Source organism: bacterium (assembly GCA_035527515.1).
GTDB lineage: Bacteria > B130-G9 > B130-G9 > B130-G9 > B130-G9 > B130-G9.
In genome coordinates this window covers 1-25,903 of sequence record DATLAJ010000014.1, presented here as the reverse complement: position 1 = coordinate 25,903, position 25,903 = coordinate 1, and the positions used below count along the sequence as shown (strand labels likewise).

Genomic DNA, 25,903 nt, shown 5'->3' with positions numbered 1-25,903 from the left:
TCGGGGATTACAGCCTGCACCCCTCGTTCGCACCCGTTAGCTGAAAGAAGCAGCAACTCGGCCGTCGACATGAACTCCCGTGCCTATCTGGCAGCCAGCTTCAGAGCTCAACCTCAGAAACGATCAATCTGATTACTGGGGCGTCGCAGTCAGGTTGACATGAGGGCTCAGCCCATGTACTTTCCCCACATCGAACATGCTTCAAGCAACCCGCATGTTATACATAAGAATACACCGAGCATCAGGTTTTCGGGTCGGGCCGCCGCTTAGGGATTAAGATTATGCAAAGAGTGGCTTTCCTAAGAAATCTCGTGTTGATCGCCGTTCTTGGTGCGATCGCGCTATTGCTCTTCCACGGGACGATACACTCCTTTTTCATGGGCGAGACGCTCGACTACCTCGGCCCGATCAACATGCGCATTCTTCTTCACAACCTGTGGGGCGATGCGTCTTGGATGAGCGGCCATTATGCCAGAAGCGCTGTCCGTCTGATGTGGTGCATTGAGCAATACGTTTTTGGCCTGGACCCAGCTGGCTATCACATCGTCAACGTCCTGTTCCATATGGCCAACTGTCTGCTCGCATTCCTCCTTTTGAAGAGAATCCTGGGCTCTGACAGGACGGGGCTTGTCGCCAGTGCTTTCGCCGCCTTTTTATTCCTCGCTCATTCCGGAGCAGCGGAGAACGTTAGGTGGATCACTGAGCGGTGGGACCTCTCCATGTCCTTTTTCTACATCCTTGCGCTTATGATGTTCATGCAGTACAAGAGGCGCAAGGGCCGGCCATACTTGCTCGTGCTGTCGGTCGTCTTTTTTTGGGTATCCTTATGCTCTAAGGAGATGGCTTTCTCGTTCCCTCTGATTGTCCTGCTGTATGATTTTTATTACCTTCGAGGTTTTAAGAATATCTGGCCCTTTGATTGGCGTAAGCTGTTGGTCCACCTCCCGTTCTGGGGGACAGCCATTCTCTACTTCATATACCGCTTCGCCAGACATCGCAGCGTCGCCGATTACCGAACTGCCCTGGGTGGCACGCAATCGCTTATGCACAGTATCAAGGCCTATCTGGCCTGGTTCGGCTACCCGTTCGGAGCATGGGGGGCAATCGTGATATTCCTCCTAGCGCTCGTGTTCGGGGGTAGGTCGCTCCGTTTCCTCGCGCTGTTTGTCGTCGTCGCCCTCCTTCCCGCGGCGCACATTCCTGAAGTCTGGCGCGGTTACTTGCCAATGCTGGGCTTCGCCATGTTGCTCGGCGCAGTCCTCTCAAGAAACTGGATTCAGTGGTTCTCGGACAGATGGTCTGGGGAGGCAGGGGCTAAACCTGTCAATCGAGACCTTGTCTTCGCACTACGCCTGGTTCAGGTCGTTCTATTCGTCTTCATATTCAGCACGAACTCGTTCGCAACGCTTCGAGGCAACGCCGCTTGGGACAGAAACGCCTCCAAGATGGGCGCTCTGCCCGTCCGTCTCAAAGCTGACCATCCGAGCCTGGCCTTCGGCACCCAGGTCTATGTCGTCAACATGCAAGCCGCCGTGAATGCGTTGCCCATCCCGTGTTTCCTAACCCCTCCCGTTGCGTTCATGTATGGTGGGCAGAAGGTCGAGGCGTTTCCGTTTGAGCAGATGTATCGTAATCTCGCTCAAGGCGAGCTCCCCTCGCCCGACAAGCTCTACATCTACACATTCAAGAACGGCTCACTCCATGAGGACAGGCGCCTGAAACGCGATCTTCTCCATAGGGAGGCTTTGCCCATTACAGGCGCGATTGCTCTCCAATTCCCCACCGAAAGCACCTTGCGAATCGGTGATGGACAGGTGGACTCAAGCAAGTGCCTAGTCCTGTCTGGCCCCACGAATCTCCCAGATGAGGTCAACACGATCGTTGTCCGAATGCGGGCTTCTCCTGGAGGGACTCAGGCCAGGTTGACTGGCGAGGTCTCCTGGAGGTCCAAGGACGTAGCCTCAGGCCGGATCACAACTTCCGGAGCTCAGTTCGAGGTGGTTCCTGATGGGACCACAAGGACCTATCGACTAGCTGTCGGCACGTTCGCTGATTGGGTTTTTGCCGAGAACCTTAATTCGATCAAGCTGTGCTTTAGGGGGAGGCAGACGGATGTGACGGTGGCGTCGGTTGTCGGGATGCGAGAGAGGTTTGCAGAAACAGACGAGAAGAAGCCCACCTGGGAAGGCTTCGATGCTCCCTTTCACGTTTTCGCCAAACCTCGATACATGCGCATGTCGAGGGAGAAGATGAACTACTACATGAACGGAGAGTAGGGCTGTTCTCCCTCCTTGCCGGATGTAGTCTCAAGTTGTCAGGAGACGCTCCGCAGCCGCCACGACCTCTTCCACGCTGATCCCGAGGAGGCACTTGAGGCTAGGGCAGAAGCGGAGCTCGCACGGGCTGCAATCCACAGCGTAGGACAACACCGCCACGTTCTCGCCGGCCGGCCGCCAGACCGAGACATCGTTCGTCCCGCTGAAGACGATTACTGTCGGAATGCCGACACGGGCAGCGATCTGGGCAGGACCCGAATCGTTGCCCAAGAACAGCTTGGCCCGCGACAGAAGTGCGACGAGCTCTCTGAGGTCCGTCCTGCCGGCGAGGTTGACAAGCGTGCTTTGGCAAGAGTGCGCGATCGTCTCGGCGCACGTCAGGGCATCCTCTCCTCCCACGATCACGGGAAGCAATCCATGCCTCTCGGCAATTGCGTCGATGACGCCAGCGAACCGGTCCGATGGCCAGGTCTTTGTTGGCATTGAGGCGCCGGGATGGACCACAAAGAACGGGTTGCGAAGGCCCGGATGCTCGTTGAGTAATGCCTCCACGAGAGCTGGCTCGGGACAGAGCTTGACCGATCTTACCCTCGGCTCTGCGCCTAAGACTGCCGCCACTTTCAGGTTGTGCTCAGCCTCGCGCACATCTCTGCGATACTCCACTGCCGCGCTGAGCAGAAACCCTCCGCCCGCGGAGCTCGCGCCAATCCTTATTGGGATGCGGGCATGGCACATGGCCCAGATCACGCGTGGGTCGCCGCGTGGGTCAATTGCGACATCGAAATCGCGAGCTTTCAGCATTTTGTTGAGGCGCATTATGAGGCGGATTGACTGGATGATCGGAGTGCGTGGGGCATAGGGACTGCAGTCTATTGCGAGGACGTCATCGACGAAGGGGATATTGGCGATGAGTTCGGCCACCTGTTTGCGGACGACAAGGGCTAAGACCCCGTCCGGGAAGCGTTCCTTGAGCGCCCTTGCGGCCGGCAGCGCTGCAAGGATGTCGCCGATGCCGTCGAGCCTCACAAGGGCTATCTTGGGCGCATCCGGAAGGGATTCGAGAGCACAATCTGGATTGCGTCGGAACAGGCCGAGGAGCCGATAGACGCCGCCACCGATGATGTCGAAGAGCGCGGCCGCGAGCCTCAGCCTTCGCTTGCGGTAGATGTAGCGCGTCATTACTACTGCCCGCAGACCTTCCGATAGATCGAAAGCGTCTTTGCGGCTGTCTTTTGCCAGGTGAAGTGCGAGGCCTGCTCTCGGCCCTTCGCGATCATCTCGGCCCGCAGGCCAGCGTCGTCCCAAAGCGCCGCGATGCGCTGGGCAAGCTCCGTAGCCTCGCCACACTCGAAGTAAAGCGGCGCATCGGCGTATATCTCAGGCAAAGCGCCTCGTCTGGTGGAGATTACGGGAACGCCAGCCGCCATCGCCTCGAGCCCAGGGAGGCCGAAGCCCTCGTCCCTTGACGGCACGACAACGATGCGCGCTCCTGCCAAAAGAGTCGCCACTGACTCCTCGGGCACATAACCGGTCAGGTGAAGCGGCCAGCGCTTGGCCATATCATCACATCTTCTCAAAAGCTCTTCGCAGCCCCAACCCTTTAGACCCGCCAGAACCAGTGTCCCAGAAAAACCTCGCCTGCTCCAAAGCAGCTGCATCGCGTCGAGCAGCGTATCGATCCCCTTCCGGGGCTCGATCGTCCCGAAATGCAATGCGTAGGGCTGATCGGTTGGCTGTTGGCGGTTGGCAGCGCTTTGCTGCGAAGCGCGAGTTGGCGCTTGCGTCTCGGCGAAAAACCGGTCCTCGATGCCCTGATGCACTATTGAGATTCTTTCCTCCGCTACGCCAAAAAACTCCTTCACTTGGTCGGCGGTGGCCTGTGAGACGGCAATTATGTGGTCGGCCTCGTGGATGACCTTCGGCAGCACGCGATAGTGGTACCGTCCGCCGGTCTTGTGCGTCTCGGCAGGATGCTTCATAAAGAAAAGATCGTGAATCGTTGTGATGCGTTTACCTTTTCTCTGCGGGATGACGAAGTTGTTCGGGGTGTGGAAGAGATCGACCCTCCCGATTGCATTCTCCACCGTCGGCCAACGGAAGTGCTCCCAGAGCGCCAAAACGGCCTTGCCGGGCCACTTTTTGTGGACAACGGACACGTTCGGGCAGTCCGCGAACAGATTTTTGGGCGGAGCATCCTTGTATGAGACCGTAAGCACGACAAACTCATCCTCCGGGGCCGCTTGTGCCAGCGCCTCAACCAGGCACTTGGTGTATCGACCTATGCCGGTCGGCTCCTTGAGCATCGCCGACCCATCAATCCCAATTCTCATTGTAGCTGTTCTTGCTTCAAGAACCGTAACTCGATTACTTATTCATTCTGTTGGACGAAAGGCGTCAGCGCACGCCAGCTCCGCCCGTCCGACTCGATGATGACGCAATGCGCCGCATTTGTTTTATAGATTTTGCCTTTGTCGATCTCATATTGCAAAGGCGGAACCTGTCTTTTGGCCCGAGGTCTCATGCGACGTTGATCGGCGCCGGATACGATCAGGGCCTTGGGGGAGACCAGCTCCATGAACGAGCTCTGCACAGATGTCTCGTAGCCCTCGGGAACGACGAGTATCGTGCTCCTGAGCGCGGCGCCGTATTCGGATAGGAGTATCTGCGAGAGGCGACCGGGGTCGCTGAGGAACAGCATCGAGAAGTGGCCGAACTCCAGCCTGACAACTAGCGAGTTCTCGGCGAAGGACAACAGTTTCAGCCCCGTCAGATTGCCTATTTCAGTCACCGGCAGCTCGAGCTGACTGATGGCAGCGCGGAACTTATTGTATTTCCTGCTGGTGCACTCGAAATCGCGAACAATGACCTGGCCGATCTGGAGGCTGCCCAGAGCGCCGGAGCCCGCCTCGTCGAGCAGCGAGAACAGGCCATCGATGCGCTCGCTATGCGGGTTACTCAGGACGAGGTAGTCGATTCGCTTGATGCCTCGATGCCGCAAGTAGGGCAGCAGGACGTTTCTGCCCACGTCCGAGGGGCCTCGGACGGAGCCTCCGCCGTCGATCACTGCTACCTTGCCCCCCGGCGCCTCGAGAACGCACGAGAAGCCCCAACCCACGTCCAGAAACGTCACGCGAAGCAGATCGGAGGGCCATCTCGCCCCCACGAAGACTGATAAGATGAGAACGAGCGCTGCCACGGCCGTTGCGATGAGCCATCTTCGCGTTGGCCACAGCAGGAGGAGAGCGCATGCGGACACCAGAGCGACGTAGAACACGGCACAAGTGGCGAGGCTGGGCGTCGATAGAGTTACCGAGGACCACGGCACCTTGCCGAATGCCCTGATGAACAATTCCATAATTGCGGTAAATAGGTCGGCGAGCTTGAGTAGGCAGACCGAGATAGGCTCGCTCATCGGGAGAGCGAAAAACGCGAGCAGCAGGAAGTTCACGGACCACGCCGCGAAAGGAATGACGAAGCAATTAGCGACGGGTCCAATAATGGTTACGCGGCCGAACCAGAGAGCCAGGATTGGGGCGATGGATATTGAGGCGGCCAATGACACGACGAATAGTCCGATCACGTATGTGGGAATCACTCTGCGCACGAATTTCGCGAACCGCGACCGCTTGGGAGGCGGAAAAGGCGCCGCGCGTTTCGTCCAGCTCGGCATCGAAGCGAACAGTAATTCCAGCAAACGCGGGATACTGCGGTTCTCCTCGTTAGAGGCAAGCGTTTGGCCTTTGCTGTAAAGCCGCCAGTAAGATGGTATATTGACCATGACGAAGCGGAGTGCGAGCGAGAGGCCTATCGTGGCCGTAAAGGACAGCTGAAAGCTCGCCTCGAACAGCGCTCCTGGATTCGGTATGAGAATGATGATTGCGGCGAGCGCGATGATGTTCAGGTATTCCCGATGGCGGTCAATTGCCCTGGTCAGAAGGTAGCATAGAGCAATGATCGCGGCCCTGGATGTGGAGTGTCTTGACGGCACGATCATCACGTAGGTAATGACCGGCACCATCGTTCCGACACACGTCAGGCGCCTGGCAAGTGTCCCTCGGGCTGTGAGGCCGAGGAATAAAAGTAGCTCTCTTATTATCTTATAGAAGAAGAATGCTACGAAGCCGATATGGAGTCCTGAGACCGTTACGATGTGTGCAACGCCCAATCGCTCCAGACGGTCCCGTTCGCTCGGCGTGATGTCGGAGCGTTGGCCTAGTATCAATGCTCTCATAATCGGCACACGGTGAGCGTCGCAGGTTGTTTCTAGCAGGTTGCGAAAGCGCCGCCGCCACTCCCACAGGATGTTGACTGCCATCGTGAAGAGGCCGTCATCACTCGCTTGAATGACCCTGACAGTTGCCTCCGAAGAGCAGTATGCGCGGCGCAGGACCCCGCGCTGAGCATAGTATTCGCGGGCATCGAAGCCGCCAGGATTGCGTACGCTGGATGGTTTGACCAGGCTGACAGTCGCCTCGAGAATATCGCCATAGTTGAGGTCTCGCTTGGGGTCTATTGTGCTTGCCGTCGCCTTCGTGAAATGGCGAGGGTCGGATTCGTCGAACTTGAGACTGGACGTGGGCCACAGGTTGTGCGTGTCTGCCCTGATGCTGAGCTGGACCTTATACGGGAGTTGTTCTCTCCCGCCATCCTTGCATTCTATAACGCAGTTGTTGAGCATGATTCTGGTGCTGTTGTGAATCTGGGAGACCTGCGGCTGGTCGCAGACTCTGCCCCGGAGCAGACCTTCGACCTTGCCGGGAGGGAGTGGGTCCGCAGGGGCCATGCTGCTGATATTTTGCCAGGCGAGGCCGAGCATTGCGATTGCCAGAAAGAGCGGAGCGAGCCAGTAGCGGGGCCGGGCGAGGCGCATGGTTGCGGCAGCGACTATGAGGAAGATGGCCAAAAGCAGGGCGCCAAGAACGTCAAGAAACAGGTATCTGCCGAGCCAGATGCCGGCGCAGAGTGCGATCGCTGGCGCGACGAGTGGGTTTCTTGCCCAGAATCCGCTCGCCGATACGGCCCTGTTGTTCTCTTTGCTCTGCATTTGCGGCCATTTTGTGAAGGAGTAATCGAGATTGTGCTAAGAGTTGCCGTTTGGGCCGCCAATATCAAGCCCGACCGAGCTCGCTTCGGTCAGAAGTCTTCACATTTTTCGATTTTAATTCAGGCGTTGCTTGGCCCTATGGCTTGGTTTATGGCGAGGAAAGCGTGGGATTGGCCGCCCAAGACAAAGCATTATGGAAACTCCTTGAGAAAAGCTTGACAAGTAGGTCTTGACGCCATATAGTTGTTTTGTGTAGTATATATAAGTTAAGGTTGTATGTTGATTTGGGGATTTTGGAGAAGTAACAAGAAGGGCTGATAGGAACTCGCTAAATTAGCTGTTTCCTACCCCCCTTTCTGGTCAAGATTTTGGAACCTGGACTAGCTTGAAGTTTCAGAAAAAAAGCTTGACAAGGCGATCTTGACGCCATATAGTTGGTTGGTTTGTGTAACATATTAAGTAAGGTTGTATGCTGATTTGGGGATTTTGGAGAAGTAACAAGAAGGGCGATAGGAACTCGCTAAATTAGCTGTTTCCTACCTCCTTTCCAACCTGGCATCGAGCCGGGTTTCTTTTCTCCCCAACCTGCAACTACCTTAAGTTAGGTTAGAAATGCTGAGCAGGTGTTGGGTTATTAATCATTTGGGCTTAGGGCTATCGCGGACGCTGCGCCGAGGCGTGGCATCTGCACGTGCCTGGTGGCCCTGCGTTATGGAACAGCATTCGCTCGGCATTATGTCTAAATTGTCCAGACCTACTCAACTTTCATTCAACACAGGAGCGGCCAGAACACTGAAGGAGGTGCGGGACTTCTGGTCGAGGCGTTTGGATGCACGCTTGATGCCCTGTTTGAACATACTGGAGGTGAGAAGTGACGCTGGGACTGAAGGTGTCAGACCTTTCCGTAGCACAAAAGGCCTCAACCGAAGGCGTGCATTGACTGATGTGTGTCATCTAACAGAAGGAGTAAACCATGTTATTTAGAAGAGAACTTGTATTTGCTGTTGCTCTGGTCTTAGCTCTGGTTCTAGTGACAGTGTTCGGGGCGCTAGCCGACGACTATGAAGAGTATTACGTCAAGACTAACGGCCAAGACATCGGATCCTACAACGGTAAGAGCTGGACAGAGGCCTGGAAGACGATCAAATACGCTCTCGACAGGCCTGAGGTCGTCTCGGGTGATGTTATCCACCTCCAGGCAGGCACTTACATCCCCTCGCCCACCGGGGAGACATTCCCGATCTCAATAGATAGTTCCCACGGCGGAATCACTCTGAAGGGTGCGGGGATGGGTATGACAATCCTCGACGCCAAGGGCACCAAGGCTATCCCCACCACACGGGTGATGAATATCGAGGGGGTCAGCAATTTCACGCTTGAGGGCTTGACGATCAGGGGCGGTTCTGTCACGAGCAGCTCTAGCTCCAATTATGACGCAAATGTCGAGGTTGCCAATGGCGGCGGCATTTACTGTTACCTAGCGACGAACCTGCTGATAAAGGACTGCGAGATAACTGACAACTACGCCAAAGGGACGTTTGCATCGCGGGACGGCGATGGCGACTACGACTGGTCTGGGCAGTATGGAGACGGCACCTGGGAATCTGCCCGTGCAGGCGGCGGAGGCATCTACCTGCGCCAGTGCAAAGACGGTAATGAGCCCACGGTCACGATCGAGAACTGTCTCATCCACGACAACGAGACCGGCATGGGCGGCGGAGGTATCTGCTCGAACTACGGCCCGGCAATCATAAAGCACTGTTGCATTCACAGCAACAAGGCTTGTCAGGGCGGCGGAGTCTATTGGTTCGACTACGTGGATGAGTCGAATCATCCCAGAATCGAGCACATCCTGTTCAACGACCTGATAGTTCTGAACGAGATCCGCTCACGCGCTTATTCCGGAGATGAAAGTTGGACCGACGATCAGGGCGGCGGCATCTATATGTCCAGTTGGGGCTTGTACCAGAAGTTCAGGGTCTATAACGTAACCGTCGCCGACAACGCCGGCTACGAAGTCTATATGAGCCACAACTGCAAGAACATTGACATCGAGGGCGCCAACAACATCTTCTGGCCGGATGACGACGACAAAGGTTTCTACGATGATGGCTTCAACGGGACCTGCAAAATTCACCATTCGGATATCTGGTATGGGAACGGCACCAGCGCGTATCCCGGCACCGGCAACAACATCGTGGTGGACCCCAACTTCCAGAAGCGCTCCACCATCGTCACTGAGGGTTACTTTCTGGACCAGAACGTGAGCCCGGGCCCAGTTAACTTGGGTGACAACACTGCCTACTACGCTAGTTCACTGGTTAACAGCGTTTACTCGACTGACAAGAGAGACAGCGCAGACTATAAAGACTTGGGCGTTGTTGACATGGGCTTCCACTACGGATTCCACAGTGTGTCCTACGTTGAGCTCGTGTCGTTCACGGCGACTGCCTTGCCGGCAAAGATCGTCCTCCAGTGGGAGACGGGCGCCGAGATAGACAACGCCGGGTTCCTGCTCTACCGCTCCGAGGCGGGGGGTAAAAGCTACCGCTGCATAAGCGGCCTGATCGCCGCGCAGGGCTCAGCCTCGTCCGGCGCATCCTACGCCTTTGTGGACGAGGATGTATCAGGGACAGTCTATAACTACTATCTGGTTGACATCGACACGAGCGGCGAGTGGACCGCCCACGGGCCGAGAGCCTCGGCTCCCATAAGTGTTTCCAATATAGGCCGCCCTTGGTCGGCTCGCACCCCAGGGGAGCTCGCCTCAGATGAAGTCGTGAGAGTCAATGCAGCCCATCGCCAATCAAGCAGCCGATAGAAAGGAGAAGAGATTGAAGACAAATAGGACTTATGAGGCGCCGAAGGTTTTGACCTTTGACAACCAGATGCTGATGGCTGCGCTTGGGCCGAGCATTTCTTGCACGGGCTTCGGCGGGGCAGTTGACTGTTGATGAGATAAATGGCAAATCGAGCATGGTTTAATAGCAAAAGGAGGTGATGTGTAATAGAACGGAAGAAAACTTGGTGGAAAATGGTGCAAGGTGCGACGCGACAATGTGCATCGTGTTGCCCATAACCAACAAGAAATGGGAGGTGATTGTACAGAGACACACTAGAGCGGTTCTGATTCATAAGTAATCGAACCATATATTGAGTGAAGAATTAAATGAAGAAATGGAGGAAGAGTTGATACGAAAACAGCTCTTAATAACTATTGTCTTAGTGGCGTTAACGTTGGTAGTCTTCGGCGTCGCGAATGCTTACGACTACTACGTCGATGATAACGCATCTGACAACAGCGGTGACGGAAAAACAAAGGCCGCAGCCTGGAGGACGATCACTTACGCGTTGAGCTCGTCATCGGGAGTGACGAATGGCGATACGATCAACGTCATGCCCGGAACTTACTCTGAGGGTATGGCCGCCCCCGCGGAAGATTTCCCGCTCGTCATACCGTGCAGCGACTTGACGATCGTGGGTATTGGTTCGCCGATTCTGCAGAAGACCGTCGATGCGACGGGCTCGGGTGAACGTGTGTTTAACTGCGTCAGTGTGGACAACGTCACTATCAAGTTCCTGGACATATGTAATGGCTCCACCACGAGCAACGGCGGTGGGATCTACATCTACAACTGCCAAAACATCACGATCGGTGACTGTGAGATCCACGACAACACCGCATACAACACTGGTGGTGGCATCTCCATCAGCAACAGTTCGGGCCTGATCGACCAGAACGTTATATGGGACAACACCGCCACGGTGAACAAGGGCGGTGGCATCCGTGTGTGGGCGCCTACAGACGGCGACAACACCCATGCCTCCCAAGGTGAAGACAGCCCGCTGGTGATACGAGACAACTGTTTGTATGGGAACGACGCATGCGACAGTGGCGGCGGCATTTACCTGGTTAGTCACGACGACTCTAGCCACCAGGATGATGATATCACATACACCGGGGATGGCACATGGCTGTTCAACAACCTGATATTCAGCAACACAGCGGGGTCGTCGGATGCCGGTGGTGTCCAGGTTGGCGTGGATGGGGAAGGTAAATGTGCGGTGGTCACGCTGGACAACAACACCGTTGCGTACAACACGTACTGCGGCCTCTATGCCGAGGATGACTGCTGCGTCAATGGTAAGAACAACATTTTCTGGGAGAACGGGTCGAGAGGCACCAATTACAATGACTACGATGTTAGGTGCGCGGGAGACGATACTGGCGATCGCCTGAATATCAACTGGTCAGACATCGACACGGACAATGCCGGGACGATCTACAATCCCGGAAACAACAACATCTGCAGCGACCCCCAGTGGCGGTCTCTTGGCATGGACGACATGCCGTGCGATGGGTATTTCCTAGATCAGACGGGTGACGACAAGAGCCCGTGTGTGGACGCTGGCAATGGCGACCCGAACCATATCTATGACGACGACGGGCTGGCTGATTGGCACAACTACAGGTTCTACACCGATTCCACAGGTGACGTGGGCCTGGATGACAACGTGATAGTGGATATGGGTTACCATTACAAGAAGTTTGGTGGGTCCTACATCGAGCTGGCGTCGTTCACGGCGGAGGCTCGTGATGGCAAGGTTGTAGTGAAATGGGAGACGGCGACGGAGATCGACAACGCCGGGTTCATGGTGTATCGCTGCGAGAATGAGGCGAGCGGCTGCCACAGTGTCAGCCGGTTCATTGCTGCGAATGGCGATGCAGTGGCTGGCGCCGGGTATTCGTTCACCGACGTGAATGTTGCTCCGGGTGCGAGCTACTACTACTACCTGGTTGACATCGACACGAGCGGCGAGTGGACGGCACACGGGCCTGTATCGGCGAGGCTGCCGATGGCTCTCAGAGTGATTGAGCTGCCAACTGCCAACAGCCGACTTTCAACTGTCAGCGCTTTGATAGGAGGGAGGTAATGATGAAGACGAACACGACCTACGAGGCGCCGAAAGTAGTAACGTTGGATAACGCGATGCTGATGGCCGCGCTTGGTCCGAGCATTTCTTGCACGGGCTTTGGCGGAGCAGTAGGCGGCAGCGGCTGCTAACTAATGTGATTAGTATTCATCTGGGGCGCCGCATAGCATAATAGCGCAATAGCACCCAGGTGGTGGCTGAGGGGCGGGATTCTCCCGCCCCTTTTTTTTGTTGTGCTTTGGCGAGGCAGGCACTATCCCGGATAATTCGCAGACGTGATCCTTGGAGATGTCTTGCACGTTGTAAGGAGGCCGTCAAATAAGTCGGGTCCGAGGTTGTGTAGGGGCGGGGCTTGTCTCCGCCCATCTATATATTCGGGCAGACACAAGGCCTGCCCCTACATGTGGCATACCCCGCTGCGTCATCCCCGTAGAAACCGACTTATTAGACAGGCTCCGAAAGCCCGCCCTACACTATATTGCCCACCCATGGCGCATACTCCAACCGAGCAAACGGCCCACGAAAAACACGAAGGGACACCAAGTCTCTGCCATAGGTTCGCACTAAGCGCGTCGTCTATTAGCGAGCCAAAGCGGCGTCAAGCCGCCGCACTCCAAATGGCCGCAGCCAGCGCTCTTGACAGTGCGGCGCCAGAACAATACTTTGGTCTGGTGTGTTGCTGTTGAGCATGTCTGAAATGGCGATGGGGTTGTAGGTAGTGCGATGGTCTTGACGCGGTCGTTGAGGTTACATTTCGGCTTAGGGCTGGTCATATTGACGGGCCTGGCGTTTCTCACCGGCTGCGTGAAGGAGATGGAGAAGCGAGATGTAACACTCGCAGGGCCCGCACCGTTGAAGCCGATTGCCGGCGCCAAACACGGTGGCGAGGCGAGTTTTGGACCTGTCGTTTCGGCTGTGATGCTTGATGTTGATGCTCAATTGCCCAGCCCCTATGCGCAGGATGGTCTGAAGGCTCTGGTTGTGGCTTTACAGTCCAAGGGGCTGGATGCGTTTGCGGCCTCGGGATGGGACGACGTTTATGAGGTCAAGGCGGGCGTCAAGACGTTGAGGGCAGAGCTTGCGATTATCGTTTCCTTCCAGGATGTCCTGAAGCTCAACACCCTAGATGCTGCCCAGCAGAAGTGCGGGTGCAAGTTCACAGGCAAGATCATCGAGGTTGCATCGGGAAGGGTCCTTCATGGGGAAGACGTGGAGTACGAAGGCGAGCCGGGCAAGGGGTTTGATAAGGCTTGCCTTAGTGCGGTCATCTCTAGTGCAAAGGCCTACGCCGAGGTAGCGCGGCACCTGATTGAGAACTACAGGGCCCCTCAGGCGAACGTGGTGGGCGATTAGGGGTCTCGATGTTCCCCAAACGCGAGCTGGCAGGCGGGGGCTACCTCATGGTCTCCATTTGGGTCCTCGTCGGGGTTTTTTGGGCGGCGAGCATCAGCCTGGCGCAGGATTCGGGACTTGGGGCTCAGCTAGATAAGGCGAGCGACCGCCAATCTCCGAAGATAGGGCTTCTCGCGGACGAGAAGGCAGTGTCTCTGGACGGCGATGTCCCAGCTAGCGGCGCTAGCATATCTACGGCAGCCATAGTGGGCACTACGTCAACGGTCTCGACGATCGCTGCCGTCCTGCCTCGGGTCTTGGTCCTGATCGACCCGAGCCTCGCCTCGCCGTGGGGCGTCAACTACACCGTGTTCAGGAGCGTGACGGCCCGCTTGGAGAAGCGCGGGGTGCCGCTGGTCAATCCACAGTTCAATCAGGCTATCCACTGGACTGCACATCAGCAGGCCAAGTCCAGCACGGCCAGGGCCGCCGCCTCGCGGGTGGGCCTTAGCTATCAGGCCGCCGTCGTTGTTACTTTCTCATGCAAGACGCTGAAGATGGGGTTCGGGGGCGACCTTGACCGGCCTTACATGTTCAGGGCGACAGTCTCGGGATACGTGCTCGAGGCGGCCTCAGGCCGGGCTTTCAAACAGATGATTATTGTTCATCGATTGGGCAATGGTGAGGATGAACAGAAATCTGAGGAACAGGCAGTATCGGAGGCAGCCGAGGCTTTCGCCCGCGAAGCGTTCAATCAGGTGAACCAATGGGCGCATCGTCGGGAGGAGCGAGGGGACCCGTTCTTGGTGAGGTTTCTCGCTGTTGCCGATTACGGCGAAGTAAAAATGCTCAGGAAGGCTCTCGAGACTATTCCCAGCCTGTCAGCCGCAGTGCAGAAAAGTGTCTCGATAGGCGACCCGGAGGTGGGGAACACCTTCGAGATTAGCGTTATATACAAGGGCAGCGTGCAGGATTTGTGTGCGGCCGTCCGACGCGCTCTTTCCAGCGGGCCAGTTTCGTTCGTGGCCTCAGTAAGGCCAAGGGGTAGGCACCTTGTCGAGGTCAGGCTGAGCCAAGATGGCCCCGAGGGCGAGCTCGAGGGTGGCGACCTCGGCCCAGACTCAGACATGAGAAGTATGATTCAACATGCCTCGACAGCGACGATCGGCGTTCGGTCTCCGGCCAGCGCGAATTGACAGCACAGCGAGGCAGGTTATATTGAGATGGAGCAAGAAATCTGTGAAAGCGGCGTGGGAACCCAGCATTGATGAAGCTTATTAACGACGACTTCTGCTTTGCCTGTGGCGAGAAGAACCCATACGGCCTTCATCTATCGTTCGAGTACTCGGACGAGGGTGACGTGGCGTGGACCTACTTCGTGCCGGACAAGAGCCACGAGGGGTGGGAGGGGATCGTTCACGGCGGGATAACTGCTGTTGTCATGGACGAGGTGGCCGCGAAGCTCGTCAGCCGTATGGCCATCAGGTCAGTAACCGGCAGACTTGATGTTCGATATATCAAGCCAGCGCTGGTGGGCGAGAGGCTCGAGTTTCGCGCCAAGCTGCTCCACCACCGAGGTCGCATTGTCGAGACGAAGGTTGAGGCGCGGAGAGATGACGGCACCCTCGTAGCCACCTGCATCGCCGTGATGTATCAGGTTTGATGGGGCCTTGACTGGTGCTTGTGCAGTGCCCGACAACGGCCGCCTCGCGCCGCTTGCACTTTTTCTCTCCTGCACCTTAGCGTTTACAATCCTCCTCTCGACGCTCTCCACTTCTGTTCACACGGGCGATAGCGGCGAACTCGTGGTCTCTGCATGGTCGCTGGGCATAGCCCACAATCCCGGCTACCCCGTTTATGCACTCTTGGGCCGCCTCGCGGGGTTCTTGGGCCTTGGGAATGCGGCGTTGCGTGTCAATCTCCTGTCTGCGCTGTGCACCGTACTCGCGTCGGCCTTCCTGTTTATGACGGTCTATCACCTACTCGGGCGTCTCTTCACCGCAACGGTGGCGGCACTGCTTTTGCCCATCTCGGCCACAGTCTGGTGGCAAGCGGCGGATGCCGAGGTCTATACGCTCTATCTGCTATCACTCTCGGTGCTGGCATATACCTTCACGCGCTTTCTCACCGACAGCGATGTCCGATGGCTCTACTGCGCCTCGTTTGTGTTTGGGCTGTCGCTGGGTAATCACGTATCGCTGGTCATGATGATTCCGGCGATCGTGTGCCTTCTGTGGGGCAATAGAAGCATTCGGGAAGCCAAGACCGTCTTCGTCCTTCTTGCGCTGATTATCCTCGGCCTTTCGTGCTACATATACCTGCCGATCCGTGCATCGACCTCGCCGGCGATCAACTGGAGCAACCCGGACACGCTTGCAGGTGTCATCTACCACGTTGGAGCTGCCGAGCACCGAGGCAAGGCCATGTTCACTACCGGATACCAGGCCCCGGAAGACCGATTTGCCTCTGTCGCTCAACTGCTCACGACGCAATATGGGCCAGCGTCCGCCATTTTCATCGCTATCGCGCTATGGGGCTTGTGGTCGATCAGGCGGAACCGACGGTTGGTGGCAGCGAGTGCCCTTGCGATCGGCTTTAACGTTTTCTACATCCAGTTCGTCAACGTCGTACCGCTCGAGGCGACTGGCTTTGGCTACCCCTCACATCTTGCGCAGGTATTGCTGTTTGCAGCGGGCCTTGCGCGGCTCATGCAGAAGCTCCCTCGCCTCGCCGTTATCATCTCCTTCGTGATTGTTCTAGCCGGGATTCTCGCAAACTACCACCCGAACGACCGCTCCGAGGACCTTCTCGAGTATCAATACGTCCGAAACCTGCTCTCGCCGCTGCCCAAGGACGCCGCCCTGTTCGCTAAGGGAGACAACCAGATATTCGGCCTGCTCTATCTTCAATCTGTTGAGGGTGTTCGGCCTGACGTTTCGCTCTATGATGCTTACGGAGAGATCGCGGTCCCGCTGAAGTCGTTCGCTGGCTTCAGGAGTATTAAGGGGTTGCCGAGGATGAGAGAGGTCTGTCAGTCGTCCCGAACGTGCTTTTTTGGTTTCACGCCCGGCGAGGAGCTCGGGTCGCGAGCAGAGGAGATAACGGCGGTGGGCATCCTTTCGGCACTGGGCGATACATCCTGGCTCAGCGACGCTGTCTGCTGGGCGCTTTACGGTCTAGAAGGCATCGATGATGAGAGCATATTCAAGAGGATTCTCTCGCAGGAGATAGCGGCCAGCTATCATTTCCACCTTGCGAAGCACTATCTTAGTCGTGGAGACCGGAGCCGGTGGCGAGATGAGCTGCTCAAGACCTCCCGCGCGGGCAGCCAGGTCGATTTCATGCGCGCAAAGGTCGGCGAACAATACGCCGAGGCGGGGATGATCGATGATGCAGTTCGGGAGTTTGCTGCCGCCCGCAGGCTCGATCCCAGCCATGCCGATTACAGCAATCAGCTCGGTGTTCTTTTCAGGAGGTCTGGCCAGAATGCGAAAGCGATAGAGGCTTTTCGCGAGGCGCTCGCCGAAAAGCCTCAAGAGAGCGTTTACGCATACAACCTTGGCAATGCGCTCAGCGCAGTTGGCAGGACAGATCAGGCGATTTCATACTACGAGCTGGCCTTGAAAAGCGCGAGCAATCCTGCTGAGGTCCTGAATAACCTGGGGCAAGCACATAGGCAGAAGGGCGATTCTGAGCAAGCCATCAAGGCTTTCAACGAGGCGATACGCATCAAGCCCAAGTATCTTGCGCCGAGGTTGAACCTAGGCGTCACGTTCGCGAAAATGGGGCAATACAAACGCGCAATTGCAGAGTATCAGGCGGGCCTTGCTATCGACCCGGACTCCAAGGAGCTTCACAATAACCTGGGCACTGCCTACAAGCGGAGCGGAGAGATGGGGAAGGCCATCGAGCACTTCCGCAAAGCGGCAGAGATCGATCCCAACTTCCTAGCCGCTCGTGTGAACCTGGGCGGGACGTTTGCTAATATGCGCAAATACGAACTGGCAATCCCGCAGTACGAGGCAGCGCTCGGCATTGACCCCAACTACGCAAGCGCCTATTTTGACCTCGGGTCGATCTACCTTCAGAAAAGGGATGTCGAGCTGTGCAAGAGGATGTGGGCAAGCTTTCTAAAACTCGAGCCGAGTGGTCCTCGGGCGCAGAAAGTGAGGGACATTTTATCTAAGCTAATGCGCTAGGCCCAGCGCGGGGCAGGTCTGACGTGTGAAATTGTGGAGACTATGAGAAGGCCTTCAGGGCTGATACGCTCCCAAGACTCGGTTAACATTCCCATGCCTTTGGGTTAATGTGTCGGCCTTTCACCAACTCAGACATACCGCAGCTTTCAGGACGCACGCCCACGGCTACTGTTGTTAATCCCCTTTGGGGATGCGAAACGCGGCATCACGTCAATCTAATTCCACTGCTACTCTGGGAAGGCTACGAAGCACGAGTTTTTTCTCGCCCAAAACACCGCCCCACAGCCACACCCCAAATCCTTAGCCCGTTCTGGGGAGACTTCTGGGCATCGGAGCCGGTGAAATCAGGTTGACTGTTCGGAGCGATTTGGCTCCTTGCATAGTCGGACGCGGTCTTGACGAGTGGAGCTGGCCATTCAGAAACTAGTATAACTGGATTGTGTATTATTTATCACGAGCGAGGTCTGATTGTTAGGGCGGCGCACGTCGGTTGACGCTTCCATTGAAGAGCTGTAAGTTCAGGTGGGTAAAGGGACTAGACCATGAAGGAAAGTGTATGCAATGAGAGCGGGCACAACGAAGCGCAGCGTGTTCGGTGATGTTTCGGACGAGCTTGGACGTGTGCGAGATGAATTGGGGAGGCGCCTGTGCGCTGAGGAGCTTCCGAACGGGCAAGGGCTTCTAGCCGCGATTCAGGCACCGGGAAAGCTGCTCAGGCCGGGCCTACTTCTTCTCATTGCGCGAAATGGGGAACGGTCCGAGCGGAGCAGAGGTGTGCTGATTGCGAGCGCGCTCGAAATGCTCCACACAGCTACACTTCTGCATGATGACGTGATAGACCGATCGGGCATGAGGCGCCGTCGGCCTACGACGGCGAGACTTGTCGGGGACAAGGCATCGATTCTTTTTGGTGATTATCTTTTCGCGAAGTGTTTTAACATGTTGGCCCAGGGAGGGGAGTTCCGGGCTCTTGAGCTGCTGCTGGGCGCCATTGGCACATGTGTGAAGGGGGAGCTGGCGGAGCAAGCGAACCTGTTCAACTTCTCGCTCACGCAAGAGGAGTACATGAACATAACCAACATGAAGACGGCGGAGTTGTTTGCGGCATCGTGCTGGCTGGGATCACACATTCATGGGGATTGTGACGGGGAGTGTGATGCCCTTTCGAGGTTTGGGCGGCATTTCGGACAGGGCTTTCAGGTAGTCGATGATCTCTTGGATTTTGTTGGCGATGCGGTGTCGATGGGGAAACCTTCGGGTCAAGACCTATTGCAGGGCGTCGTTACCTTGCCGACTATTTTGGCTTTGAGAGATGCTGGTGATGCGATGTTGTCTGCCGAGGGTCTGGGCCGTGGGTATGCAACAGAGCGTGCGTTAGACCGTGCGGGAGGGCCGGGTGGAGCACTGGGTCCGGCGGAAGCCGCTCGGGTGAGGCGCGTGGTGCTTGAATCTGGGTCTCTGCGTGCGACGATGGATATTGCTGGCGACTGTTTTGCCGGGGCTTTGGAAAGCGTTGCGGGGCTGAATCGTGATGACGGTCTCTGTGCTAAGCTGCGGCTGCTCTGTGAGGTGTCGGCCAAGAGGGGTGAGGATGCACTCTCAGAGTTCGAGAGGCAGCAAAGAGAGAGTAATCTGATGGGTAGAGACGATGGATAGTAAGCCGCAAGAGGCGATGTTCTACGAGAGACTTGACGGCGGAAGGGTCCGGTGCAAGTTATGTCCCCACTACTGCCAGATTGCTGACGGCAAGGCGGGGATATGCCGGGGAAGGGAGAACAGAGGCGGGACTCTGTATGCCTTGACTTTCTCGGAGACGATCGCACTGCACAACGATCCGGTGGAGAAGAAGCCGCTTTATCATTTTTACCCGGGCAGCTATTTGCTCTCGATCGGGCCTAACGCCTGTAACTTAAGCTGCCAGCACTGCCAAAACTGGGAGATATCCCAGGCGCGGGTTCCGACCTCGCACCTGACGCCAGAGGCCGCAGTCGAGTTTGCAGAGAGTAGTCGGCGTTGCATCGGGCTGAGTTTCACCTATACCGAGCCGTTGATGTGGTTTGAGTATTTGCTCGAGACGTCGAGGCTGGCAAGAGAGCATGGGCTAAAGACGATGCTGGTGACAAACGGCTTTATCAACCCCGAGCCGATGGCCATGCTGTTGCCCCTCATCGATGCTATCAATCTCGACATCAAGTCGATGGACGACGATTTCTACCGCAAGGTCTGCGGCGCAAGGCTTCAGCCAGTCCTTGATTTCGCGAATCAGGTGAAGGATGCTGCTGCGCTTGAGATAACCAACCTCGTCATTCCGGGCTTGAACGACAGCCCGGACCAGATTCGTAAACTGGTTGACTGGATTCACGACAACCTGGGGCCGGGGACGCCGCTTCATTTCTCGCGCTATTTCCCCCGCTATAAGATGAACAGGCCGCCAACGCAGATGGCCACACTCGTTGAGGCCTACGACATGGCGAGGGAGAAGCTTAAGTTCGTGTATGTCGGAAACATCATCGACGATAAGCTGAACTGCACGTATTGTCCCAGCTGCGGCAGCTTGCTGGTCAATAGAATCGGCTACACGGTGAAGGTTGTGGGGCTTTCTGACGGCAAGTGCGAGAAGTGCGGGGAGCCCATCCCGATTATCATTTCAACCTAAGAGCGCCGGCTGAGCCCATGCTTGGCGCGGCGTCATCTCTAGAGAATGAGCCTTCGCGAGGCTACGGCACAGAAACGTTCCACTCTCCGTTGCAGGGTTTCTAGAGGCGTATATGAGCTCCTGCTACGCAGCGCTTCGCAGAGTAGCAAGGGTGGTGGTGTCAAGCCACCGCCAATGAAAGCGGCGTCAAGCCGCCGCACTCCAAATGGCCGCCGCTTTGGCTTGGCTAAATCTTGCTTTTGGCGGAACCGATCAGCTCGCCGGCGCTTCACCGGTGCTTGCGCCAGGCCCGGTGGCAGCTGGCATAGCACGGTCGGCGGCAGCTCTTTTCTGACGTTCCTCCTTCTCGATCTTGCCAGAAAGGATGTGCTGCCAGTCGCCTTCCGCCCAAGCTTTATCGAGTATCGCCGAAACGCCGTCCCGGTTACTGTCGAGCGCTTCGGCAAGGTCTGTAACGAGCGACTCTGCGCCCTTGTGCGTCGGCCTTGGATGGAAACGCTGGTAGTGTTCTCTGAAAACCTGTGGCCGATCGATTAACATGCAGCACCTGAGCAGGTTGCCGTCGTAGGGGATGCGCTCGCGGATCGCTCGGAAGAACGGGCTCTTGAGCGCCTCGGTTACAGTGGTGTCATAGATGTTGTCCACTGCGAAGTGACAGAAGACGCACGGCTCGATGTCGCCATTGTTGTTGATGTGCAGGTACCTCTTGCCGCCAGCCATGCAGCCGTCCACCGCCGTGCCGTCGTTCCAGAAGTCGGCCAAGAAAATCGGTTTGGCGGCGCGCTGCCCATCTACGCTGCGCCGCAAGAAATCGCGCTGCTGGGGCGTCAGCATCAGACTCGTGTCTGGCCTGTCCCCGATCGGGATATACTGGAAATACCACCCTATCAGAGCACCCCAATCAAGCATCGTGTCGATGAACTCCGCGCTTGAGACCACCTCGACGTTGTGTCGCGTCGCGGTAGCCGAGAAGCCAACCACAACGCCCTCGTCCCTCAGCATCTTGGCGGTTTTCTCAAGCTTCCTGAAGATGCCCTTCCCCCTTCTTGCGTCGGTCTCCTCCTCCAGACCCTCAACACTAAGCATCGGCCCGGTATTGCCAAGTTTGGCGAGTCGCTTGGCAACATCCTTGGTGACGAGGGTGCCATTTGTATAGATGAGGAACCAGCAATCGTTGTGCTTGGCATAAAGGTCAAGCATGTCCGGCCGCATGAACGGCTCGCCGCCCGCGATAGTAAAGAAGTGGAGCCCAAACCGCTCCTTCGCCTCCGTGATGGTTCTGTCGATGACGTCCCAAGAGAGATCAGCAGTAGTGTCTCGGTATTCCCTGGCCCAACAGCCACGACAGTTCAGGTTGCAGCGCGAAGTTACGCTAAAGACGATGAGATCGGGCGGCCTGAACCCCTCGCGGTCCCTGAACGCAAGCCTCTTCTCCTCACCAACAAACATCGAGTTGGCAAACACGTTGACCACAAAACCTTTCCTGCTCGCTGGGCTTAGCTGAGCAGACAGCCGTTTGAGCCACTTGCCTATGGGGTGCCCCTTCTCGATTATCTCGCGCAGGCCACGAGCCCCAGCCTTGTGGTCCTCCACAACCGCGAGCCGCTCCCAATAATTGGTCATCCGGATGATCTCCTCATCCGAGCCATCAGCAAGGGCCGCCATGATCTTGTTGCCCAAGCGCTTGGCGACGCCTTCCTGAAGCCGTTGAATGAGTACTCTTCTCATCTCAAACCTCCCTCACAACGGTCTCCCAAAGAATAAAAAACTAAACTCCAGCCAACCCTCCGTCAGAAGCGGCTATTCGACCGCTCCCACTTGTGTCGTGTTGGCTGGGGCGAAAAGTACGTTCATTATGAAAGATGCCTCTTCGTCCGGGCTAGCATCACTGTCCTTCCCAAGCCACCTAGAAAGGTACGTTTCAATGGTGCTCAAAAGCGCAAGCGCTCGAGCACGCGAGCCCGAGCTGCCCAGATGACCTTCCTCTATCCAATCCCGTAACTCGCTCTCGGCATGTTCCACGTAGCTTGCGATCCGAGCCTTCGCCCGTGCGTAGAGCTCCTCCTTTGGCTCATAATCCGAGCCAAACTTCTCTGTCATATATATCTTGAAAAAATTCGTGTTCTCTTGGAAAAAGCGGAGATAATCCTGAACAAAACGCTCAATGGCGTTACGCCAGTGCAGCTCCATCCCCTTGACCTCGACCAAGCTTTCCTGAAGCCTCGAGAGCTTCTCATCGATGATTGCCGAATACAGCTCGACCTTGCTGCGGAAAAACTTGTAAAGAGTTGACATGCCGAACTCGGAGCTCTTCGCGACCTCCTCCATAGTTGCTCCGGAGTAACCCTTCCGAGCGAAAATGGACTCCGCCGCCTGAAGTATCATCTCACGTCGCATGCGCCTTTCTCTCTCTTTCCGTCCGATGTTCATTCTCGGCAAATCCTCACTGACTGTTTCTGCAAGTTAGACTAATTCAACGTTTGGAATACTCATTCCAGAACCACAATAGGTATTCCCAAACCTGGTGTCAAGCTATTCTTCTGAGGAGTTTTCCCATTCTGTTTTGGAGTGGTTCATGGCACGGTTTTTGGTTTCATGGGGATTGACACCGGGTGCGTGTTGCTGTTTTTGCAGCAAAGTCTTAGGACCTAACGCCCGCTGCAAATCCCCGAAAGGGGGTTAACGTGGATAGCCGTAGTCGCCGGCCGCCGGCCCAGCCTACGGATCGAGAATCCAAAGAAAACATCCCCAGCCCTGGAGGGGATGCACATAGCCCTGTAGATGGGGCTGTTCGACCCTTTCGGGGACGAGGTCGCGACTGGTTCCCCCGATTCCGTAGGTTTCACTACGGATTCTCATATTCGCCCCATTCAGGGACGATCAATCAGACACAACGCTGCCATGTTACGTCCGTCTTTGCCATCACCCCACCGCAAGTGGAACTCCCGCCTTTACACCCGCCTTGGCGGCGTCAACATACCGCACTCCGAATCAGCCGAGCTTGTCGATCTCGGCCAGCAGTGCGTCCGCCTCCTTCACGTAGCCCTTCATGTCCTTCGCCTCGGCGAGCTCCTTCGCCTGGTTGGCGTAGTCGGTCGCTTTGGCGAGAGCCTCGTCCCGGGAAAGGGGCGGCGCCTCGTTCTGCTTGCCCTCGTCATACCACCGCACCATCTGAACGTGCGACTCAGAGAGGGCCAGCCGGGAATCGAGCACGTTTTCCTGATCCTCGATCTTATTCGCCAGAGAAAGGGCCTCTGCGCCACAGGACAGAGACGCATCCCACCTCCCCAAGCCAGCCTCGGCCCGACACAGGACTGACAGTGAGAAAGCAAGCTGTGACAGGCTGTCGGTAGAGCGGGCGATCTCCTCAGCCTCCTGCCCGGCCTCCTTCGCGTCAGTCCACTCGCCCCTGTGGGCCCGGACGGCGCCGATGTTGCCCACGACGATCGCGATGCCGCGCTTGTCGCCCAACGCCCGACGGATCGCAAGCGACTCCTCGAAGCAGCGCAGCGCTTTGTCGTAATCGCCACGGGCATTATGGACGGCGCCGATGTTGCCCACGACGATCGCGATGCCGCGCTTGTCGCCCAACGCCCGATGGATCGCAAGCGACTCCTCGAAGCAGCGCAGCGCTTTGTCGTAATCACCCAGGCTGCGGTGGACGGTGCCCATGTTGGCCACGACAATCGCGATGCTGCCCTTCTTGCCCAACTCCCAATGCATCGCAAGCGCCTGGTCATAGCAGCGCAGCGCTTCATCGTAACCGCCCCGCCTTCTGTGGAGCTCCGCCATGTTAGCCACGGCCATCGCGATGCCGCCCTTGTCGCCCGACGCCCGGAAGAAACAAAGCGCTTCCTCATAGCAGCGCAGCGCTTCGTCGTAGTCGCCTCTCTCTACGTAGAGGTTACCCATGTTGCCCACCAATCTCGGGATGCCGCGCTTGTCGCCCAACTCCCGATGCATCGCAAGCGCTTCGGCATAGCACCGCAGCGCTTCGTCATAATCGCAGCGGCTCAGGTGCACGTTGCCGATCTGGTTAAGTAAACTCGCGTGCTCCTTGCGATCCTGCGTTTGACGGACCAAGTCAAGCGCTGCGTTCGCGAGGTCAAGCGCTGCGTTGTATTCCCCAGTCTCAGATTTGATCCGGGCCTGCCAGTTGAGCGACTTGGCACGCCATTTGCCGTTCTCTAGGCTTGCGAGCTCCTCGGACAGAGGTAGGGCATCGTCCCAGCGCCCCATCACATCAAGCACGCTGATCCGAGAATCGAGCAGGTCGGCCTGTTCCTCGGTCGAAAGCACGCCAGCTCCATCTTCAGGGCAGACACGCAGGTCTGCCCCTACACGGCTCATAAGCCGGTCGTAGCGCTCGAAGGCGTTAAGGGCCTCAAAGTTGCGCTGTTGCTTCTGCTCGTGGATGGCGTGGAATGCGGCGTGTCGGGCGGCCTTCTCAATGTCGCCGGCGGCCTCGTAGTGCTCCGAGAGCGTCCCGTGAAACTCGTCCAGCCGGTCCTTGTAGAGCTCCTCGATTCGCTTGGCGATAAGCCCAGAGAGCTCCTGGCGCAGGCTGTCCACGAGGCGGGAGACAAGCATCTCCCGCGTCAAAGCGTGCTTGAAAGTGTATTCCAGCTCAGGCTCGACCGCCCTTTCAAAGATAATCTCTCTGCTCACCAGTGTCCCTAGAGCGTCGCGAACTTCTGGCGAGCCGTGCAGCCGGCCATGCAGGTCCGAAAGCAGGCTGTAAAAAAACGAACTGCCGATGACGGCGCCGTAGTAGGCCACCCGCTTGTCGACGCGAGTTAGCCGGTCGAACCGCTCGGCCAGAACGCCCGAAAGGACCGTGGGCAGAGGCATCTCCTCAATCGGCCCGGTCAGGTGCATCTTACCATTCTCACGCCTGAGCTTGCCCCGCTCCAAAAGGAGGTGAAGGAGCTCCTCAGCGAAGAGCGGGTTGCCCTCCGAGTATTTCTTGAGGCGCTGGATAAGCGCCTGCTCCTTGTCGCCCGAGGCCAGGTAGAAGCTCAGAAGGTCAGTCTCCGCCTGGTTTGACAACGGACCTACTTTCAGCTCCGTGAACGGAATCCGCTCGATCCTGGCGAACTTCGGCTCGTAGGCCGGCCGATATAGAAGAAGGACAAGGACAGGGAAGTCGCTGACAAAATCACTGATGTATTCGATGTAGTCCCTCGTGCCGCCGTCGGCCCAGTGCATATCCTCAAAGACCAGGACCAGCGGCTTCTCGACCGACCAGCGCTCGTAGAGCTTCCTAATCGCTATCCAGAGGTTATCCTTGATGGCCTTCGACTCTAAAGCGGCCAGCGGCTCGCCGTGGAACTTCAGGCCAAAGAGGTGATAGATGTAGGGCACATGCTCGGCATCGAACGCCGCATCATTCTCGAGCCTTGACAGACCCTCCTCGATGACCTGCGTGCTGGCAGTTAGATCGAAGCCAAGTGCGGACGCG

Annotated in this window: 16 protein-coding genes; 10 read left to right on the top strand and 6 right to left on the bottom strand. The window is 56.9% G+C overall.

Annotation, left to right across the window (positions count from 1 at the left end):
- The first annotated feature begins 281 nt into the window (after nt 1-281).
- Nucleotides 282-2,276 (top strand): hypothetical protein, encoded by a 1,995-nt coding sequence (locus VM163_00680; protein HUT02393.1) that lies wholly within the window; start codon nt 282-284, stop codon nt 2,274-2,276.
- A gap of 30 nt (nt 2,277-2,306) precedes the next feature.
- On the opposite strand, the gene VM163_00675 is transcribed toward VM163_00680, so the two are convergent.
- Genes VM163_00675 through VM163_00665 form a run of 3 tightly spaced genes read right to left on the bottom strand, consistent with a single transcriptional unit; the run spans nt 2,307 to nt 7,320 of the window.
- Nucleotides 2,307-3,455: a glycosyltransferase family 9 protein gene (locus VM163_00675; protein HUT02392.1), complete on the bottom strand. Its 1,149-nt coding sequence runs from the start codon at nt 3,453-3,455 to the stop codon at nt 2,307-2,309.
- Nucleotides 3,456-3,457: 2 nt separating this feature from the next.
- The gene (locus tag VM163_00670; protein HUT02391.1) at nt 3,458-4,606 is read right to left on the bottom strand and encodes a glycosyltransferase family 1 protein; all 1,149 of its coding nucleotides are present in this window, start codon (nt 4,604-4,606) and stop codon (nt 3,458-3,460) included.
- Nucleotides 4,607-4,644: 38 nt separating this feature from the next.
- Nucleotides 4,645-7,320 (bottom strand): ComEC/Rec2 family competence protein, encoded by a 2,676-nt coding sequence (locus VM163_00665; GenBank protein ID HUT02390.1) that lies wholly within the window; start codon nt 7,318-7,320, stop codon nt 4,645-4,647.
- A 973-nt stretch (nt 7,321-8,293) separates the two neighbouring features.
- Here VM163_00665 and VM163_00660 point away from each other — a divergent pair.
- From VM163_00660 to amrS, 9 genes are all read left to right on the top strand, one after another.
- Nucleotides 8,294-10,141 carry a right-handed parallel beta-helix repeat-containing protein gene (locus tag VM163_00660; GenBank protein ID HUT02389.1) on the top strand — a complete coding sequence of 616 codons (1,848 nt, stop codon included), beginning with the start codon at nt 8,294-8,296 and terminating at the stop codon, nt 10,139-10,141.
- A gap of 368 nt (nt 10,142-10,509) precedes the next feature.
- The gene (locus tag VM163_00655; GenBank protein HUT02388.1) at nt 10,510-12,255 is read left to right on the top strand and encodes a right-handed parallel beta-helix repeat-containing protein; all 1,746 of its coding nucleotides are present in this window, start codon (nt 10,510-10,512) and stop codon (nt 12,253-12,255) included.
- Nucleotides 12,255-12,386: a hypothetical protein gene (locus VM163_00650; GenBank protein ID HUT02387.1), complete on the top strand. Its 132-nt coding sequence runs from the start codon at nt 12,255-12,257 to the stop codon at nt 12,384-12,386. Before VM163_00655 ends, VM163_00650 begins: the two co-directional genes overlap by 1 nt.
- Nucleotides 12,387-12,978: 592 nt before the next feature.
- Nucleotides 12,979-13,608 carry a hypothetical protein gene (locus VM163_00645; GenBank protein HUT02386.1) on the top strand — a complete coding sequence of 210 codons (630 nt, stop codon included), beginning with the start codon at nt 12,979-12,981 and terminating at the stop codon, nt 13,606-13,608.
- Nucleotides 13,609-13,616: 8 nt separating this feature from the next.
- Nucleotides 13,617-14,783: a hypothetical protein gene (locus VM163_00640; GenBank protein ID HUT02385.1), complete on the top strand. Its 1,167-nt coding sequence runs from the start codon at nt 13,617-13,619 to the stop codon at nt 14,781-14,783.
- Nucleotides 14,784-14,854: 71 nt separating this feature from the next.
- Entirely contained in the window at nt 14,855-15,250 is a 396-nt protein-coding gene (locus tag VM163_00635; protein ID HUT02384.1) for a PaaI family thioesterase, read from the top strand.
- A gap of 25 nt (nt 15,251-15,275) precedes the next feature.
- Nucleotides 15,276-17,786, top strand: coding sequence for a tetratricopeptide repeat protein (locus tag VM163_00630; GenBank protein ID HUT02383.1), 2,511 nt, complete (start codon nt 15,276-15,278; stop codon nt 17,784-17,786).
- A gap of 561 nt (nt 17,787-18,347) precedes the next feature.
- The gene (locus tag VM163_00625) at nt 18,348-19,442 is read left to right on the top strand and encodes a polyprenyl synthetase family protein (protein HUT02382.1); all 1,095 of its coding nucleotides are present in this window, start codon (nt 18,348-18,350) and stop codon (nt 19,440-19,442) included.
- A complete protein-coding gene (gene amrS, locus VM163_00620; GenBank protein ID HUT02381.1) occupies nt 19,435-20,442 on the top strand; it encodes an AmmeMemoRadiSam system radical SAM enzyme in 1,008 nt (335 codons plus the stop codon). Before VM163_00625 ends, amrS begins: the two co-directional genes overlap by 8 nt.
- 252 nt (nt 20,443-20,694) lie before the next feature.
- Here amrS and VM163_00615 read toward each other — a convergent pair whose 3' ends face one another.
- The 3 genes from VM163_00615 to VM163_00605 form a co-directional block, all read right to left on the bottom strand.
- The gene (locus VM163_00615; GenBank protein HUT02380.1) at nt 20,695-22,170 is read right to left on the bottom strand and encodes a radical SAM protein; all 1,476 of its coding nucleotides are present in this window, start codon (nt 22,168-22,170) and stop codon (nt 20,695-20,697) included.
- A gap of 72 nt (nt 22,171-22,242) precedes the next feature.
- Nucleotides 22,243-22,872, bottom strand: coding sequence for a TetR/AcrR family transcriptional regulator (locus tag VM163_00610; GenBank protein HUT02379.1), 630 nt, complete (start codon nt 22,870-22,872; stop codon nt 22,243-22,245).
- A gap of 561 nt (nt 22,873-23,433) precedes the next feature.
- Nucleotides 23,434-25,903: tetratricopeptide repeat protein (locus VM163_00605; protein HUT02378.1), on the bottom strand; the 2,470-nt coding region annotated here is incomplete at its 5' end.

Excerpts from the sequence above, each read along its gene's own strand:
- VM163_00645 (HUT02386.1), top strand. The coding sequence starts at position 12,979 with ATGGTCTTGACGCGGTCGTTGAGGTTACATTTCGGCTTAGGGCTGGTC.
- VM163_00660 (HUT02389.1), top strand. The coding sequence starts at position 8,294 with ATGTTATTTAGAAGAGAACTTGTATTTGCTGTTGCTCTGGTCTTAGCT.
- VM163_00675 (HUT02392.1), bottom strand. The coding sequence starts at position 3,455 with ATGACGCGCTACATCTACCGCAAGCGAAGGCTGAGGCTCGCGGCCGCG.
- VM163_00650 (HUT02387.1), top strand. The coding sequence starts at position 12,255 with ATGATGAAGACGAACACGACCTACGAGGCGCCGAAAGTAGTAACGTTG.
- amrS (HUT02381.1), top strand. The coding sequence starts at position 19,435 with ATGGATAGTAAGCCGCAAGAGGCGATGTTCTACGAGAGACTTGACGGC.
- VM163_00625 (HUT02382.1), top strand. The coding sequence starts at position 18,348 with ATGAGAGCGGGCACAACGAAGCGCAGCGTGTTCGGTGATGTTTCGGAC.
- VM163_00665 (HUT02390.1), bottom strand. The coding sequence starts at position 7,320 with ATGCAGAGCAAAGAGAACAACAGGGCCGTATCGGCGAGCGGATTCTGG.
- VM163_00640 (HUT02385.1), top strand. The coding sequence starts at position 13,617 with ATGTTCCCCAAACGCGAGCTGGCAGGCGGGGGCTACCTCATGGTCTCC.
- VM163_00610 (HUT02379.1), bottom strand. The coding sequence starts at position 22,872 with ATGAACATCGGACGGAAAGAGAGAGAAAGGCGCATGCGACGTGAGATG.
- VM163_00635 (HUT02384.1), top strand. The coding sequence starts at position 14,855 with ATGAAGCTTATTAACGACGACTTCTGCTTTGCCTGTGGCGAGAAGAAC.
- VM163_00680 (HUT02393.1), top strand. The coding sequence starts at position 282 with ATGCAAAGAGTGGCTTTCCTAAGAAATCTCGTGTTGATCGCCGTTCTT.
- VM163_00615 (HUT02380.1), bottom strand. The coding sequence starts at position 22,170 with ATGAGAAGAGTACTCATTCAACGGCTTCAGGAAGGCGTCGCCAAGCGC.
- VM163_00670 (HUT02391.1), bottom strand. The coding sequence starts at position 4,606 with ATGAGAATTGGGATTGATGGGTCGGCGATGCTCAAGGAGCCGACCGGC.